The 14,216-nt window shown below is 64.2% G+C and carries 20 protein-coding genes; 10 read left to right on the top strand and 10 right to left on the bottom strand.

The features are described from left to right. Window positions 1–6: 6 nt before the first annotated feature. The 4 genes from ACFC4D_RS14705 to ACFC4D_RS14690 all read right to left on the bottom strand — a co-directional run bounded on the left by ACFC4D_RS14705 (window position 7) and on the right by ACFC4D_RS14690 (window position 1,469). Complete coding sequence (locus ACFC4D_RS14705; protein WP_376063361.1) at window positions 7–264, bottom strand: hypothetical protein; 258 nt, start codon at window positions 262–264, stop codon at window positions 7–9. Window positions 265–267: 3 nt separating this feature from the next. After that, window positions 268–603: a DUF6247 family protein gene (locus tag ACFC4D_RS14700; RefSeq protein WP_376063360.1), complete on the bottom strand. Its 336-nt coding sequence runs from the start codon at window positions 601–603 to the stop codon at window positions 268–270. An 84-nt stretch (window positions 604–687) separates the two neighbouring features. Next, window positions 688–1,062, bottom strand: coding sequence for a cupin domain-containing protein (locus ACFC4D_RS14695; RefSeq protein ID WP_376063358.1), 375 nt, complete (start codon window positions 1,060–1,062; stop codon window positions 688–690). Between the two features lie 32 nt (window positions 1,063–1,094). After that, entirely contained in the window at window positions 1,095–1,469 is a 375-nt protein-coding gene (locus tag ACFC4D_RS14690) for a cupin domain-containing protein (protein ID WP_376063356.1), read from the bottom strand. Between the two features lie 83 nt (window positions 1,470–1,552). On the opposite strand from ACFC4D_RS14690, the gene ACFC4D_RS14685 reads away from it, so the two are divergent. After that, a complete protein-coding gene (locus tag ACFC4D_RS14685) occupies window positions 1,553–1,999 on the top strand; it encodes a MarR family winged helix-turn-helix transcriptional regulator (RefSeq protein WP_376063355.1) in 447 nt (148 codons plus the stop codon). Between the two features lie 37 nt (window positions 2,000–2,036). On the opposite strand, the gene ACFC4D_RS14680 is transcribed toward ACFC4D_RS14685, so the two are convergent. Beyond that, entirely contained in the window at window positions 2,037–2,363 is a 327-nt protein-coding gene (locus ACFC4D_RS14680; protein WP_376063353.1) for a hypothetical protein, read from the bottom strand. 205 nt (window positions 2,364–2,568) lie between these two features. Then, the gene (locus ACFC4D_RS14675; RefSeq protein ID WP_376063351.1) at window positions 2,569–3,789 is read right to left on the bottom strand and encodes an IS110 family transposase; all 1,221 of its coding nucleotides are present in this window, start codon (window positions 3,787–3,789) and stop codon (window positions 2,569–2,571) included. Between the two features lie 226 nt (window positions 3,790–4,015). Here ACFC4D_RS14675 and ACFC4D_RS14670 point away from each other — a divergent pair, with 226 nt between their 5' ends. The 3 genes from ACFC4D_RS14670 to ACFC4D_RS14660 all read left to right on the top strand — a co-directional run bounded on the left by ACFC4D_RS14670 (window position 4,016) and on the right by ACFC4D_RS14660 (window position 5,467). Further along, window positions 4,016–4,621: a dihydrofolate reductase family protein gene (locus tag ACFC4D_RS14670; protein WP_376063687.1), complete on the top strand. Its 606-nt coding sequence runs from the start codon at window positions 4,016–4,018 to the stop codon at window positions 4,619–4,621. Window positions 4,622–4,772: 151 nt separating this feature from the next. Continuing rightward, window positions 4,773–5,108 carry a hypothetical protein gene (locus tag ACFC4D_RS14665; protein ID WP_376063350.1) on the top strand — a complete coding sequence of 112 codons (336 nt, stop codon included), beginning with the start codon at window positions 4,773–4,775 and terminating at the stop codon, window positions 5,106–5,108. 134 nt (window positions 5,109–5,242) lie between these two features. After that, complete coding sequence (locus tag ACFC4D_RS14660; RefSeq protein WP_376063348.1) at window positions 5,243–5,467, top strand: hypothetical protein; 225 nt, start codon at window positions 5,243–5,245, stop codon at window positions 5,465–5,467. Between the two features lie 167 nt (window positions 5,468–5,634). Here the strand turns inward: ACFC4D_RS14660 and ACFC4D_RS14655 are convergent, their stop codons facing one another. Further along, window positions 5,635–5,940: a hypothetical protein gene (locus ACFC4D_RS14655; RefSeq protein WP_376063347.1), complete on the bottom strand. Its 306-nt coding sequence runs from the start codon at window positions 5,938–5,940 to the stop codon at window positions 5,635–5,637. On the opposite strand from ACFC4D_RS14655, the gene ACFC4D_RS14650 reads away from it, so the two are divergent. Together ACFC4D_RS14650 and ACFC4D_RS14645 are read left to right on the top strand one after the other, a co-directional pair. Continuing rightward, window positions 5,930–6,181: a hypothetical protein gene (locus ACFC4D_RS14650; protein ID WP_376063345.1), complete on the top strand. Its 252-nt coding sequence runs from the start codon at window positions 5,930–5,932 to the stop codon at window positions 6,179–6,181. The two genes, ACFC4D_RS14655 and ACFC4D_RS14650, sit on opposite strands and share 11 nt — an antisense overlap. A 103-nt stretch (window positions 6,182–6,284) precedes the next feature. After that, window positions 6,285–6,695: a DUF6193 family natural product biosynthesis protein gene (locus tag ACFC4D_RS14645; protein WP_376063344.1), complete on the top strand. Its 411-nt coding sequence runs from the start codon at window positions 6,285–6,287 to the stop codon at window positions 6,693–6,695. Window positions 6,696–6,832: 137 nt separating this feature from the next. Here ACFC4D_RS14645 and ACFC4D_RS14640 read toward each other — a convergent pair whose 3' ends face one another. Next, on the bottom strand, window positions 6,833–7,318 hold the full coding sequence (locus ACFC4D_RS14640; RefSeq protein WP_376063343.1) for a hypothetical protein: 486 nt from the start codon (window positions 7,316–7,318) through the stop codon (window positions 6,833–6,835). Between the two features lie 339 nt (window positions 7,319–7,657). On the opposite strand from ACFC4D_RS14640, the gene ACFC4D_RS14635 reads away from it, so the two are divergent. Continuing rightward, window positions 7,658–8,758 (top strand): hypothetical protein, encoded by a 1,101-nt coding sequence (locus tag ACFC4D_RS14635; protein ID WP_376063342.1) that lies wholly within the window; start codon window positions 7,658–7,660, stop codon window positions 8,756–8,758. A gap of 124 nt (window positions 8,759–8,882) precedes the next feature. Here ACFC4D_RS14635 and ACFC4D_RS14630 read toward each other — a convergent pair whose 3' ends face one another. Continuing rightward, window positions 8,883–9,158, bottom strand: coding sequence for a fluoride efflux transporter FluC (locus ACFC4D_RS14630; RefSeq protein WP_376063341.1), 276 nt, complete (start codon window positions 9,156–9,158; stop codon window positions 8,883–8,885). Between the two features lie 132 nt (window positions 9,159–9,290). Here ACFC4D_RS14630 and ACFC4D_RS14625 point away from each other — a divergent pair, with 132 nt between their 5' ends. Further along, entirely contained in the window at window positions 9,291–9,701 is a 411-nt protein-coding gene (locus ACFC4D_RS14625) for a VOC family protein (protein ID WP_376063339.1), read from the top strand. Window positions 9,702–10,223: 522 nt separating this feature from the next. Next, on the top strand, window positions 10,224–10,553 hold the full coding sequence (locus ACFC4D_RS14620; protein WP_376063338.1) for a hypothetical protein: 330 nt from the start codon (window positions 10,224–10,226) through the stop codon (window positions 10,551–10,553). A gap of 263 nt (window positions 10,554–10,816) precedes the next feature. Here the strand turns inward: ACFC4D_RS14620 and ACFC4D_RS14615 are convergent, their stop codons facing one another. Next, on the bottom strand, window positions 10,817–11,851 hold the full coding sequence (locus ACFC4D_RS14615) for an AraC family transcriptional regulator (RefSeq protein ID WP_376063337.1): 1,035 nt from the start codon (window positions 11,849–11,851) through the stop codon (window positions 10,817–10,819). A 248-nt stretch (window positions 11,852–12,099) separates the two neighbouring features. Between ACFC4D_RS14615 and ACFC4D_RS14610 the strand changes: the two genes are divergently transcribed. Then, a complete protein-coding gene (locus tag ACFC4D_RS14610) occupies window positions 12,100–14,190 on the top strand; it encodes a CocE/NonD family hydrolase (protein ID WP_376063336.1) in 2,091 nt (696 codons plus the stop codon). Window positions 14,191–14,216: the final 26 nt, after the last annotated feature.

The raw sequence follows: 14,216 nt of genomic DNA, 5'->3' as shown, positions 1-14,216 counted from the left end.
AATGGGCTACTCCCCGAACCACTGCACAAGAAGCAAATGAACCTCACGGTCGGCATCCATCACCAGATAGATGACTTGGCCCGCGAGCCCTGGGCCGAAGGCCCAGCGGCGAACCGCCCCCTCGGGGTTGGCTGCGGACTGTGGCGGCCCGTTCCACGGTGCAACTTCGAGCGTCGCCAAGAGTTCGAGGTAAGCCACCAAAGCCGCGCGCGGGAGTGCCTCGACCTGCTCGGCGATCGAGGGGTCGGGAATGATCTGGTACACAGGTCAGTCGGCCTGCAGTCGACGTTGAATCGCGGCTCGGTGCTCTTCGATGGTGACCGTTTCAGCGCGACCACCAGCACGCTGTATCTGTTCGGCCTTCGCCAGCACGCCGAAGTACGATCCGGGTGAACGCCACTCCATGACGACGATGTGCTGCCATTTGTTCAGAAGGTCGAATACCTCGGTGAGAGCGTGGGTCTGCTTGGCCTGCTCGAGCACCAGATTCCACTCCCGGTCGAACTCGGCAACGAGTGTGGGAGTTAGCGCCGCCCTGATAGCCCCGGGGTCAGCGGGAGGAACCCCCGAGGCTGGTTGGTGATTTGATGCGGGTGCGGCCATGCACCCACGATAAACCGTGGCACCGACCATGTCCGCCATGTGCGCCCTGCATCTCCAGCCCGACCGCCCGTGCATTCGCTGGCGTCAGCGCGCCCAGGGGGCGATGACCGGGGGCTGGCCGGGGATCAGGCCCTGGCCGCCGACGGGGAGGACCACGATTGCCTCGAAGGGTTTGGGGTGGGGGTTGGCCATCGCGAATTGCTGGTGGGCGGGGACTATGAGGGCGTCTCCGGCTGTGACGGTGAGGGTTTCGTCGTTCATGATGACCTGCATCGAGCCGGAGAGGGCGATGAAGATTTCCTCGCGGTCCAGGGCGTGGGGTGGGGCGTCGACGCCGGGTTTGAGGGTGAGGCGCCAGGCGGAGTTCTCGGTTGATCCGCGACTGGGGGCGGCCAAGCCGATGAAAGTCGCGTGGTCGTTGTCGAAGCGCGGGGCCTGGGCGGCGGTGATGAGGGGCATGACTCTCCTGAGAAAACTGTTGTGTGCGTGGACTATTGGGCCCAGGGCGGGCTCACGCGGTCGCCGCCGGGGGCTTGGGCGTAGGCGCCCACCGGGAGCACCGCCACCGCTTCGAACGGCTCATCGCCGGGGACGCTGAGGTGAAAGACGGTGTGCGCGGGGATGATCAGGGCATCCCCGGCGGTGAAGTCGTGGGTGTCGCCGTCGATGGCGACCCGTGCCTGCCCGGACAGCGCGATGAAGATCTCCTCCCGTGACACCGCGTGTGCGTGCCCGGGGCTGCCCGCTTCCAAGGTGAAGCGCCACACGCTGTTCTCGGTGGATCCCCGGCTGGGAGCGGCCAATCCGACGGCGGTCATGAGCGGGGCCTGGAAGGTGGGTGCGTCGGCGGATTTGATGAGTGGCATGCTCTACTCCTAGATGTTCAACCAAGGTGTTCAACTGTGGTGTACAACTTGAGTTGAACATATCGACATGAAGGGAGTCAAGGATGGATTTCGGCGTCCTGCTCGGACAGGCATACCAAGGATTCGTCCAGGAGCTACATGCCCACCTGGCCGCGCACGGCCACGAGGTACTCGGCGCCTCCTACGGCTACGTGCTCCGCACCCTCGCCGAAAGCGCCCTGACCGCAAGCCAACTCGGCGAACACCTCGGAATCACCGCCCAGGGCGCGGCCAAGGTCGTCGACGAGATGGTCCGGCACGGTTACGTCGAACGCCACCCCGACCCCACCGACAAACGCGCCAAACTCCTGCACCTGTCCGACCGCGGCCGCGACATGCTCGACACCGTCCGCGCATTCCACGCCGACTACGAACGCCGCCTGATCGCCCGCGCCGGCGCTGACCAGATCGCCAGCGTACGCGCGGTCCTGGGCGAAATCATCTCCACCGCAACCGATCCCGCCGCCACACGAGCCTTCCGCCCACTCTGACGACCACGCTCTGACCCACTGACTCCATTTCGCATGGTCAGGCGGGTGGCAGGACGAGATCGCGTCCGTCGAGGACCTCGATCCCGATTACCTGATGAGATGGATCGGATGGTCCCGCAGGATGAATATGCAGAAACATGACGGATTCGCCGTCGGATTCCAATACCAACACCCCGCCATTCGGCGAGCCGAGCGGCGCGGTCAACAGCATCGGACAGGTGGGCGTGCAGGTGCACCGACCATAGAACCTCAGGTTACGGACCGTCCGGACGAGATTGCCGTCCGCGGGTTCCAGCAGATCAACGATCTCGATCACAAGATCCGGGAATACCTCCGCCAGGCGCGGGAACTGCTCCGCCGTCATCCGCCGAACCCTACCGCCGACTTCTGCCGCACACCGCGCTGACCGAACCGGCCCGCCAGCACCCCGAAAGATCCTCGGCGATCCGCAGGTGTCGGCGCCTTGATCCGCTACCGATCAGGTCGTTTCACCGGCGTGGCCGATGAGTTTGCGGCTCCCGATCGGTCAAAGCTTGTGACACCCGAGGAAAGGACTCTCAATGACCAAGTCAAGCCGCGGTAGCGATGGGATTCGGTGTGTCGAGGGTGAATTCGCGGCCGTCGCGCAGCAGTGCCCACAGCACGTCGACGAGTCGCCGGGCCAAGGCTAGGAGGGCTTGGGTATGGATGAGTCGTTCGCTGCGCTTTCGGTCGTAGAACTTCCTCGATGGGCCGTCGCGGTATGCGGGCCCGATGCTGGACAGGGCTGCCATGTAGAACACCCTGCGAAGTCGCCTGTTGTAGCGTTTCGGGCGTCGCAGGTTGCCGCTGACGCGGCCGGAATCGCGTGGGACAGGCACCAACCCGGCGTAGGACGCCAACCGGCCGGCGGTCGCGAAAGCTGCGAGGTCGCCGCCGGTGACAACAAGGAATTCCGCACCGAGTCCCGGACCCATCCCAGGCAGGGATTCGATGATCTTCGCCCAGGGATGTTGCCGGAATCGGGTCGCGATGAGCTTGTCGAGCTCTTTGATCTCGTGGTCGAGTTCGAGCAGTTTGGCGGCCTGGCGCTTGATCAGCATCGCGGTATCGGCCTCGCCGGGAAGTGCCAGGTCCTGGGCCAGGGCCGCCGCGTGGGCCGCGGCCGCGGTCTTGCCTATTCCGGCGGGCCATGCCTTGTTCTGAGCGAGATAGGTTGTGAGGCCGTCGATTCCGGCCGCACGGATCTCGGCCGGGGTGCACATCCCGGCGACCAGGATCAGCGGAGTCCGCACCGTGTAGTCGAACGCGGCCTCGAGCGCGGGAAAGATCGATCCGAGCAGCGACCGCAGCCGGTTGACCCCGGCAACCCATTCCGACATCAAGTCGGTGCGGTAACTGGTCAGCTGGGTCACCGCGACGACCAGCTCGTCGGGCATGGCGATCTGGCTCAGATCGTTTCGCAGGCGCGCGGTTTGGGCGATCACCCGAGCGTCCTTGGCGTCGGTCTTGCCTTCACCCCGGAACCCGCGGGCCATGCTGTTGGTGACCTGGCCGGGCACATAGGTGACGTCCTGGCCAGCGGTCAGCAGCACGGTGATCAGCAGCAACGCCATCGGGCTGGTCAGATCGACCGCCCACCGCACCTGCTGCGCCGACTTGGCCGCGCGGGCGATCAACTCCTCGACCGCGTGCTGGTCATTGCCGATTCTCTGGCTGAACACCACCTTGCCATCGGTGTCGATCGCGCACGCATGATGCGCGGACTTTCCGACGTCGATACCCACCCAGATCTGAGGGCGAACCGTCACCCATCCACTCCTGTCACCGCACGTCAGGCCCGTGGACAACCCCGCCGACAGATCCCTAAACAGCGACGACCCGCAACAGCTCTCAATCAGCGAACGGAGCGTCCGGCGCGGCAGGGCAGCCAGTCCTTTCGAGCCTCAACAGCAGGCACACGACCATCAGCTACACCCCACCACCCCGGGCATCCGGGGCACCAACCCCAGAGACTTCAACCTTAGGGACACCACCATGTCGGAACTTCTCGTCGACTTCATCACCTCTCTCGACGGCTATGCCTCGGGCGAAGGCTGGCCCGGGTTCTGGGGCCTCGAGGGTCCGGAGTACCTCGCATGGCTCGGCGAGCAACCCGAAGCCACCCACCTGATGGGCGCGAACACCTATCGACTGATGTCGGGCTTCGCCGCCGGCCAGGTCCCCGAAGGCCAGGACGACTTCAGGCCCGAAGAAGAAGCCTCCGTCGACGAACTCACGAAAGCATCCAAGGTGGTGTTCTCCTCCTCCCTCGAAGACCCGCTGACATGGGCCAACTCCACGCTGGTGCGCGGAGACGCCGTCGAAGCGGTCCGCGCCCTGAAATCGAATGGCTCAGGACTCCTGACCACGATCGGCAGCCTGAGCCTGTGCCGCTCCCTACTCCGCGCCGGACTCGTCGACCGATTCCGGGTCATCATGTTCCCGGTGATCACCGGCGCCACGGGCTCCGAACGCATCTACGACGGCTATCCCGATATCGCCCTCGAGATGATCGAACACCGCACCTTCGACGGCCGCATCCAGTTGGTCGAGTACCGGCCTACGGTCCTCGAGCACCCACCGCTCGGCGCCCCGGCCTGACGCCTACGTCACCACGGAAGATCAACGGCCCCGAGGCAACTCGGGGCCGCTCCTCCATCCGCTCGTGCCGAGTTTCGGACGAACGACCCTTGCTCTGAACGGCTTGTCCGACGGGATCGCATCTCTTGGGTCGTGCCGATATCGTCCAGACATGACGACGAGCTGGGCCAAGGGCGACAAGTGCGAGCTACCGGCCATCGTGGATCACTGGCTTTGCGATGAACCACAGCCGGGGTTGGTCCTGGTCGAATTCGTTGACGCCCACGGCCGACCGCATTGGCTGGTCGGCAAGAGCGTCTATTTTGATGCCGACCTGCTGTCGACATCGACGTACCCGCGACCGGCCTCCATTCCATGCTCGATCGAAGAGATCGACGGTGACATAGCCACGGTCAGCCCATGGTGGGTCACCAGCCGCCGCGGTCTGCCGTTCCTCTTCGACGTTCGGGCGGAGGTCCTCGGTCCATGGACAATCGTCGGACAGTGACCCAACGGCCCGCGCAGATCCGAAAGCCCTCTATTGCTACGTCCCGGGCGTTGGTCAGCCGTCCAAACGGGTTGGCCGCCAGCGCTTCCGGGTGCGCGGTAATACCGGTTCCATGACCTTCGTGCGATCCGTTCATGATCATGGGCATGAGCGAATGGCAACTGCACATATCCCTGGCTGAGCTGCGCCGGTCGTTCGAGGTGTTGCTCAAGCACGCCGAAGCCGCCGCGGGCGGTGACATCGTTCGCTTGAACGAGGACCACTTCTGGTCGATTCCGAGACAAGAGTTGTACGACCCCACCAGCGTGCCGACCAACCTGACACTGGGGGGCAGCTCTCGTGGTCGTGGCAACACTTGACCGATCTACTCGCTGATCCGGAGCAGGCCATTGGATATCACCTGGTGTGGTCTCGGAGGTCCTCCGGGCAATCGGCCAGAACACACACTGACCCGCCACCTCCCGCTCGGACGCCAGGCGAAACCCGATGCGCGACAGCTGATCATGGACGGACTCGGTCCAGTCGTTCAATGGACTTGCCGCAGCACGATAACGACGGCGGCGACCAGGCGGAGAGTAGTTGCCCCGTGGGCACGCAACCACAACAGTGGGTGCGATGGTCTCGGCTCCGAGAACTCATCCGGGAGTTCGGGCGGCCAAGGCGCGGACGGGAACAGCGTGGTGGCCGTCAAATCGACGAACGGAATCTCCCGCCCCGGAAACCGTTCGATCGAAAAGTAGTGGACATCACGAATGGACAGACTGACCCCACCATCGGGCCGCAGCGCAACCAGGCTGATCTCTACCGCGTCGACCGCGCCGGTGATCGACAAGCTCAGATGCTCCAACTCATACGCACGAAGCGGTCCGGGACTGGAAGGGTTCCGTGACTGGCTCCTGGCCAATCATCGTCACTGCCAGAGTAACTTCGCCTGGCCCGGCTTGATCAAGCAGATCGCGCTGCCCGAGTGGGACTTCGTCACTGATCTCACTCCCGAGCAGGAAATTCACCTCATCGGTGTGCTGTTCGACCTGCTCGATCGCTACCTCGCGGAACACGAAACCGCCAGCTGAACATCCCGCTCGTGCGGCCAGACTCAGGGTGGTCAGCCATCCAATCTGGTTGGCCGGCACCGCTGCCCGGCGCCCGCACGACGGAACAGGCACAATCGCCGTCGTGGATTCGGACAATACACACTCACCTATCGAGCTCTCTGGCGGCGGCGATTCGGTTGCGGCTCAATGGAATCTACTCCGAACCGAAAAGACCTACTACCGTCGCTTCCTGGACCACGATCTGATCGAGGCCGTCTACGCCCACCCACGGCTACGAGTGCTTTTTCCGTTCACCAGTGTCACGACCCTGCACCTGAGCAGATGTACTCGCTACCCATTTTCGTTCGATATCCCTTGCGTCGTCTCCGATAACGCCGGGGGCTTCGACGTCATACGCACACCCCAAATGGCGGCCGGGCCGAGAATGATCGGAGTAGGTGTGAGCGTCGCAGACGCGGTGGCGTTGATCGCCGCTCATCTTCCCCACGGGTGCGGGCGTGCGATCGAGGGCACAGCCGAGAATCTCCACTGATCCGACATCCGGAAGCGTCCAACCATCTCGCTGATCGATCGGTTGTGAGGACTTCAAGAGCGTCACAGAGTCCTGACGCATGGGTAGAGGTTCACCTCGTGGTGCACGAGATCCCGGATCGCACGCCTGCTGGAGACCTAGCTTCGGTCGGCCATCACCACCACACGGTCGGCGGCGGGGTCGAACCCCAGTACCGGGGATCGAGACTCGAAGGAGTCGAACTCTGAGCACATCAGCACAGGTTTACCCAACCGCCGCCCGATCGCGCACAGAACATCACACAGAATGTCCACCCCGGCCTGGCCCTGCAACTGGCGAAGGTCGACATCGAAATCGATCTCGCCGAGCCACGGACGAAAGATCATCCGCACGTTCGAGACCGGCCACACCCCCAGCGTGACGCAGTCGGCATCGGCCGGGCGAGACAGCACGTCCACGGCCGCGGGCAGCTCTCGCTTGCGATCACCCTCGTAGTACTCCCACGCCCACCCCTGCGTCCGAATCAGATCGAACACCGCCTGCCAGTCCTCGACCGATGCCTCCCGCACGTACACATCCGGCAGGGAACCTATCGTGTTGGGGTCGAGCAACTCCTCGAGGTCATCCCATTGCAAGTCCGGCATCCCGACATGCTGCCAGCCAGCGCATCGAAGCGCAGCCCGAATTCGTGGTCATACGAGGGTATCTCGTCCTCCGTCACTCTCTGACAGGCCCTGACGAAACACCGGCGCGATGACCGCTTGAGCCCGCACCGCATACCGCGCTGACCGAGGAGGTCAACGCAAGGGACGGAAAATAAACGGACACAGCACCTTACGCTGTCGCCAAGGCGGTGTGAGGGCCAGTCGTCGGGCATCTCGTCGGCTTCGACAGTCCGATGCCGGTCGAGTCGGTTGCGAAGGCGGTCAACGCCTGTCACCATCGACTCTCATGATCGAAAGAATCGAGTTTTCCACCGCGCGGTGAGCGCGTTCTCCGGCTCGGCTCGGCCCAGCCCCAAAACCACGTTGTACGACCATGCCGTCGCCCTGGCTCGCCAGTATCCGGACGTACCGCTACCTGGAGACGGCGAGCCGTACCCGAACGCCGACGAACGGGACGTTTCCCAGCTCAGCGACGAACGATCCGACAGCGACGGCACCCGCACGAGTCAGCTCATCGACGACTTCTTCTCCACCCCGACCCAGCATCGCGACACTGCACAGCTGTATCGGGCGGTCATCGAGTACGACGTTCCGATCCACCCCAGCCCAGCGATTGTCGAGGCGATCGGACGCGCGGACCCGGACCAGGTTCGACAGCTCGGTCGGCATCTAGCCCGCACCAGCACCGACCCGGAGCCAACAGTGTTCGGCATGGCGATACTCGCCGAAGTCGGTACCGCAGAAGATGTTCCGTTGATCCAGACGATCGGTCTGCTGTCCAACACCTTCGGTCCACTGTCCGCCAAGGCCCTTGCCCGGCTTCCCGATGCCACGACCAACCTCATCTGGCTCGCCGACCGTGCTGCCGGTTGGGGGCGCGTATACCTCGTCGAAGCCATCTGCAGGCTCGGAGATCCCGCCGCCGAGCCGTGGCTACTCCGAAAACCCTGCGACGGTGACTTTCTCAACGGCTACTTCGCCCACAAAGTCACCGAAGCCGCACCGGTCCATGAAGCGATAGCACTACCGGACGCCGACGAGGAGCTCGTCGACCACACTGGGCGTGTTCTGTCCACTCTGGTGTGGAGTCAGGGCATGAGCGGCACCATCTGGGACTACGACCACGCCGAACAGGTCCTGGCCGACTACCTCTCGCACGTCACCCGGCTCGCACCGAACTTGTCTCGCTACAGCTCGTTGTGGACTCTTGCCCGTTTTCTGGACGGTCACGCCGACTTCCCTCCACCGGACTGGGCGACCTTGGCGGCGCTGCGAACCCGGTACCGGTCGCTTCTCACAGCACCGTCGTGGCGCTCCGTACTGACCGCGGCGACAAACAGCGGACACGAACGGACACGCGAATGGGCGTCATACGTTCTGCGCGAGCTGGATCGATGCGCTACCGACCCTGACGAATGAGAGCGACCGACCACCGGATCCAGGTTTGACCGAGGCCCACTGAAACGCACTACATTGCCGCGACCCGCGCGTTCGGAATCGGGGTAGCCGTAGCAGCGGCACCCGCTCATCCCACTTTTCCCGGTCAGCCCCAGATGGCTTGGGCCACTGTGGAACCGAGGAAGATCGCACCGAGTCCGGTGACAATGCTGGCGACCACGTTCGCTGCGGCATAGAAGCGGGCACGGGTTTGCGCCAGCCGCAGGCTCTCATAGGAGAAGGTCGAGTAAGTGGTCAGCGTGCCGCAGAACCCGGTACCGACCGGCAACTGGAGATGAGCATCGGCGGCACCGGCGGTGACCGCGCCGGTGAGCGCACCCAGGATGAGACAGCCAACAGCGTTGACGGTGAACGTAACCACCCTCGAGCACCTCCGTGGCTCCGCCCTCGGTTTCCGCAACCTGACGAACTACATCGCCAGATCACTCCTCGAGTCCGGCGGGTTCAGGCCGCAACTACACCCTCGAGTGGGATGAGCCCCTATCGTCGGTCCATGACCACTCGACTGAACCCCTACCTCAGCTTCGCGGGTGATGCCGCGGCCGCCCTGGCGTTCTACCAGGACGTGTTCGGCGGCGATCTCACGATCAACCACTTCGGCGACTTCGGCACCGACGACCACGGCATCGGCGACCACGTCATGCACGGCAAGCTGGAAACAGGGTCTGGCCTCACGCTGATGGCCGCCGACATGCTGCCGGGCGAGACGTTGCGGCCCGGGAACAACCTCGCGGTCAGCCTCGGCGGGGACGACACCGAGGAGCTGCGCGGCTACTGGCAGGCACTGTCGGAGGGAGGGACCGTGACGGTCGAGCTGGCCACCCAGCCGTGGGGCGACGAGTTCGGGATGTGCGTCGACCGGTTCGGGACCTCGTGGCTGGTCAACATCGCCGGGGGCCGCTGACCTACTCGATCCGCGCTGCGCCCGGTCGGCGATGCCGCAGCCGGCGGCAGTCCCCTTGCGCTCGAACCTCGTCACCGGCCGCTCGGCCCAGCGATCGACCACGCCACCCTCGAAGGCCCGGCTCGGCATCGATCTCCCGCACCATCTGCTAGGCGTAGTCGGCCCAGTCGGTGGCCTGCCGCCACACGGCCCCCGGACGGAGGCGACTCGCCGCGAGGGCCGCGCGCGGCCACTTTTACGCTGCCTGCGCGCCTGAAGCGCTCGATGGCGAATTCAGTGTAGTGGGGCCCACCGGAACATCGTGAAGTCCCGGTTCGTGTGCGCGGCACCACGCAAGATCAACGGGCTGAACGTCACTCGACCTTCGACTGTGCACTCGACACTCCCGAGTCGAGGTGTTGGCTATTGGCTGGTTCGGGTTCGGTCCGAGTATGGATCTGCCAGCGTTCGGACTCCCGGTGATAGGTTGTGGCGGACAGGGATTGGGGGGCAATGCATGTGGGCATGAGTATCGTCGGGACATTGCGGAAGTATTGGTTCTTCTACGCCGTGTACGTGATCCTCACTGGCGGGTTGCTCTTCTGGGGAGTCTCCGGGCTGCTCAATGAGACGGTGACCTGCCACAACTGGAACATCTTCGTACTCGACTTCTCCGAGTACGACATGTCTCCGGATCAGACGGACGCGATCTGCAATCCTGGCACCAAGAACGGTGGCGGTCTCGCAAAGACGAAGTTGGGCAATGACATCTTCGACTGGATCAAGATCGGCGTTGGGGTATTCATGGTGTACATCGGTGGCAGCAGCTTCATGAGCCTGGCACGCGAACGTGCGGAGAAATACTCCAGTTGAATGCACGTCTGCGGGCCGGGGCAAACAGTCAAGCGGTGGCAATTGCAATTATCGAGATCAGTGCGCGGGGTAATGGCGCATACCGCGCCGAGTGAACCAGTGACCGCCGCGCGACGGAAGAGCGAGCAGCAGTAGCGATCTGAGCGCCTGGCCATCCGCTCATTCCGAAGAGCGTGTGCAGTGCTCCGCCAAACCTCCTCGCAGCCGCACGGTTGTTGATCAGTTCGCGTGGGCCATGCAGCGATTCACCGGTCTGACAATCATCATGATTGCTGGTGGTGGCTCTGGCGTGCGCGGCCTTCGGCGCGGATCTCCTGGGGAGTACGGCCGTACCAGCGGCGGACCACGCGGGTGAGGGCGGATTGTTCGCGGAGGCCGACGAGGGCGGTTACTCGCCCCATGGGGAGATCGGTTTCGCAGAGTAGTCGGTAGGTGGCGTCTCGGCGTGCGGTATCGAGGACGGCAGTAAAAGTTGTTCCCTCGCTTGCCAATGCGCGCTGCAGGGTGCGAGGGCCGGTATGCAGCATCTGGGCGACGGTTGCGATGTCCGCGGTGGATTCGAGCAAAGCACGGTCGATGGCGAGGCGGACCCGGGCAGTCATGGTGCGATCGAGGTCGGAGTAGTTGCGGGCCAGATAGTCCATCGCCAGTCTGTGCAGCATCGGGTCGCTGCCGAGAATGGGGCGGGCAAGTACCTCGGACGGGAGGCGCAGCAGGGTCGTGGTCATGTCGAATCGCACTTCGGCACCGAAGAATTCGGCATATCGCGACGCGGGCGCCCGTGGCGGATGCGGCAGGTACACCGTCCGTAGGCCGTAGGCGTCGCCGAGGCCGTGGCGCAAGAGCCGATGCAGAATGCCTGCGGCGTGGTCGATGCACTGGCTGAAAGTACTTACCTCCGCGATGTCGCGGTAGTTCATCGCGATCACGCCAGGCTGATGCTCCGGATCAGGGCACAACTCGATGGAAATTCCGGCGTGGTGGGTGAACAGGTAGCGCTGCGCGCACACCAGTGCCTCTCCGACGGTAGGCGCATTGAGCATGGCGACGGCGAGCGGACCCAATATGCTGAAGTCTTGGCGTTCGGCCAAGCGCAAACCTAGGTCGGGACAGCCCAATTCGATCGCGGCGACCTCCAATGCCCAGCCCACGGACTCCGCGGTGACGACCGCATCATCGGAATCCAAAGCCTCGGGTGCGATGCCGAACCGCCGCAGCAGCGCGACACCGTCGCCTCCGAGTTCCTCGACCAGCTCTCGATACCCGCGCAACATCGCCGCATGCCCCATGACTGCCATCAGCAACCCACCAACCATTCCCGAGTTGGTTCCGCAGCGTATCCAGCGTCGTGCCCCGAGACAAGATCGCGCAGCGATTGTCTCAGCCACGATCTGCGGTTTCGAGCGGCCCGGATGTATGAGGCGATCAACAAGGGGCACACCCGTTGTCGCGCTGGGGTAAAAGTATGTCGCCCAGGAACGAGTCCGTATTACTCATCGGTAGCAACAATCTGGCTCAGGAACCGAATGAGAGGTGGAACACACGCATGAGGGCTCGGAAGCGGACGAAGCGGTTCGCGGCACGCGGCATGGTGGTGGCATCGGTGGTGTTGGCAAGCGCACCGTTCCTGGCGCCGGTGGCGTTCGGTGCACCGAATGGGGGGTTCACCGCAATCGACGGTGGCGATCATGCGGCACAATGGAATTCGGCCTTGAACGAACCGCAGCCCTACAACGGTGTCGCGCCCGATCTTGCGGTACCGATCACGATGAGCGATGGCACCGTACTCAAGGCGGACATCATCCATCCGGCCCGTGACGGGCAGCGTGCCGATGGCCGTCGCCCGGTGATCCTGCAGATGCAGGGCTACGGCAAGCTTCCGATCCTCATCGGGCAGGCGCTGTTGAGTTCTGCTGACGGTCTCGGCATCAAAAAGCCTCTCGAAGACTGGATTTCCTCGATCAACCTGCCCGGGGTCGGCATCGATGGGCTATTCGACCTCACCCGCCAGGCCGACTCCGGCGCGATCGAGGCCGCGGCCCAGGACTGGGCGCTCGCCGAGGCCGGATACACCCTGGTGCAGGTCGATCTGCGCGGTACCGGCACTTCCGAGGGCGACTGGCAGGTATTCGGAGACCGCGAGAAGCAGGACATCGCTGAGGTGATCGATTGGATCACCCGGCAAGGGTGGAGCGACGGCAATGTCGGGACCATGGGGGTCTCCTTCACCGCGATCAGCGCGCTCGAGGCGACCGACCGGATGCCGCCGGGGCTCAAGGCCGTTTTCGCCTACGAAGGCAGCGCGGACATCTTCAACGATATTGCCGGACCCGGTGGTGCGGTCGGCGTCGGCTTCCTGGTGCCGTGGCTGCTCGGCGTCAACGCGCTCAAGATGATTCCCGATATCACTGCCCTGGCAGTCGGAAAGTTCGATCCCGCACAGCAATTGCAGTGGCTCAAGGACCGCATCGCCGACCCACTGACGCTGGTCGATATCGTCGCCAATGCCTACACCGCGCTGACACCGGACCAGCTGACCCCGCGGACCCGCGGCCTGATGGATCCGAATTCGCCCTTCCGGCAAGGACTTAAAGCCAAGGTCGGCAACATTCGGGTGCCGACCTTCATGGTGGGCGCGTGGTTCGACATCTTCGGCACCAGCCCGACGGATACCTTCAACTCCATCCCGCTGCCGGCCGAACAGAAGAAACTCATCATGGGCGACGGCTACCATCTCGGTTCCGGCGTAGCCGGTTTCGGTCATCCGGGGATGCCGCCGCGACTGGATGTGTTGCAGCGAGCCTGGTTCGACCACTGGCTGCGCGGAATCGACAACGGCATAGAGGATTACGCGCCGATCGTGGTCAAACAGCAAGGTGGCGGCTGGACCGACGCCTCGGAATTCCCGCGCACCGAGGCGACCTACCGGCGTGTGTACCTCAACGACACACCTTCCGGCACCGCCGCCGGTTCGCTCTATGACGGTGGGCTCTCGCAGAACCCGCGGCAGTCGCAGCCGCGCGACCTGACCGTCGCACCGGGCCTGCTGAGCATCTGCGGCCGTGACGTCGCCAGGATCGCCGCCGGTGCGACGGCAATCCTGGACGCCTGCGGCAAGGACTCCCGCATCTGGGAGCACAACGGCCTGAGCTTCACCAGCAGCCCTGTCACCGAGGCAACGACCGTATCGGGGCCGATCAACGTGCACCTCAACGTGGTTCACGACGCCGCCGACGGCTACTGGGTGGCGACCGTCAATGATGTGGCTCCGGACGGCAGCTCCAATGAGATCGCGACCGGACAGCTCGTCGCCTCACTGCGCCAAATCGACGACGCGGCGAGCAAGACCTCCGCCAACGGCGACTACACCGACCCGAGCTACCTCCTCGACCTCGATCGGCGCCAGCCCACCATCCCCGGTACGCCCGTCACCCTCGATATCGCCGCCACCCCGATCGACGCGGTGCTGCAGCCCGGCCATCGCTTGCGTGTCGATGTCTACGCCAGCAATTTCCCCAAGGGTCTGCCGCCCCTGATGTTCGTGGCTGACTCCGGCCTGAAACCTGAACACCTGCGCCTGGATCCCGACGCGCCGAGCTGGATCAATATCGCCCTGACCGCACCTATCCCGGACTGACCCGCAGCGCGCAGGCTGCTGATCAG

This window comes from Nocardia sp. NPDC056000, assembly GCF_042269265.1.
Lineage (GTDB): Bacteria > Actinomycetota > Actinomycetes > Mycobacteriales > Mycobacteriaceae > Nocardia.
This window is presented reverse-complemented; position numbering and strand designations above follow the sequence as displayed.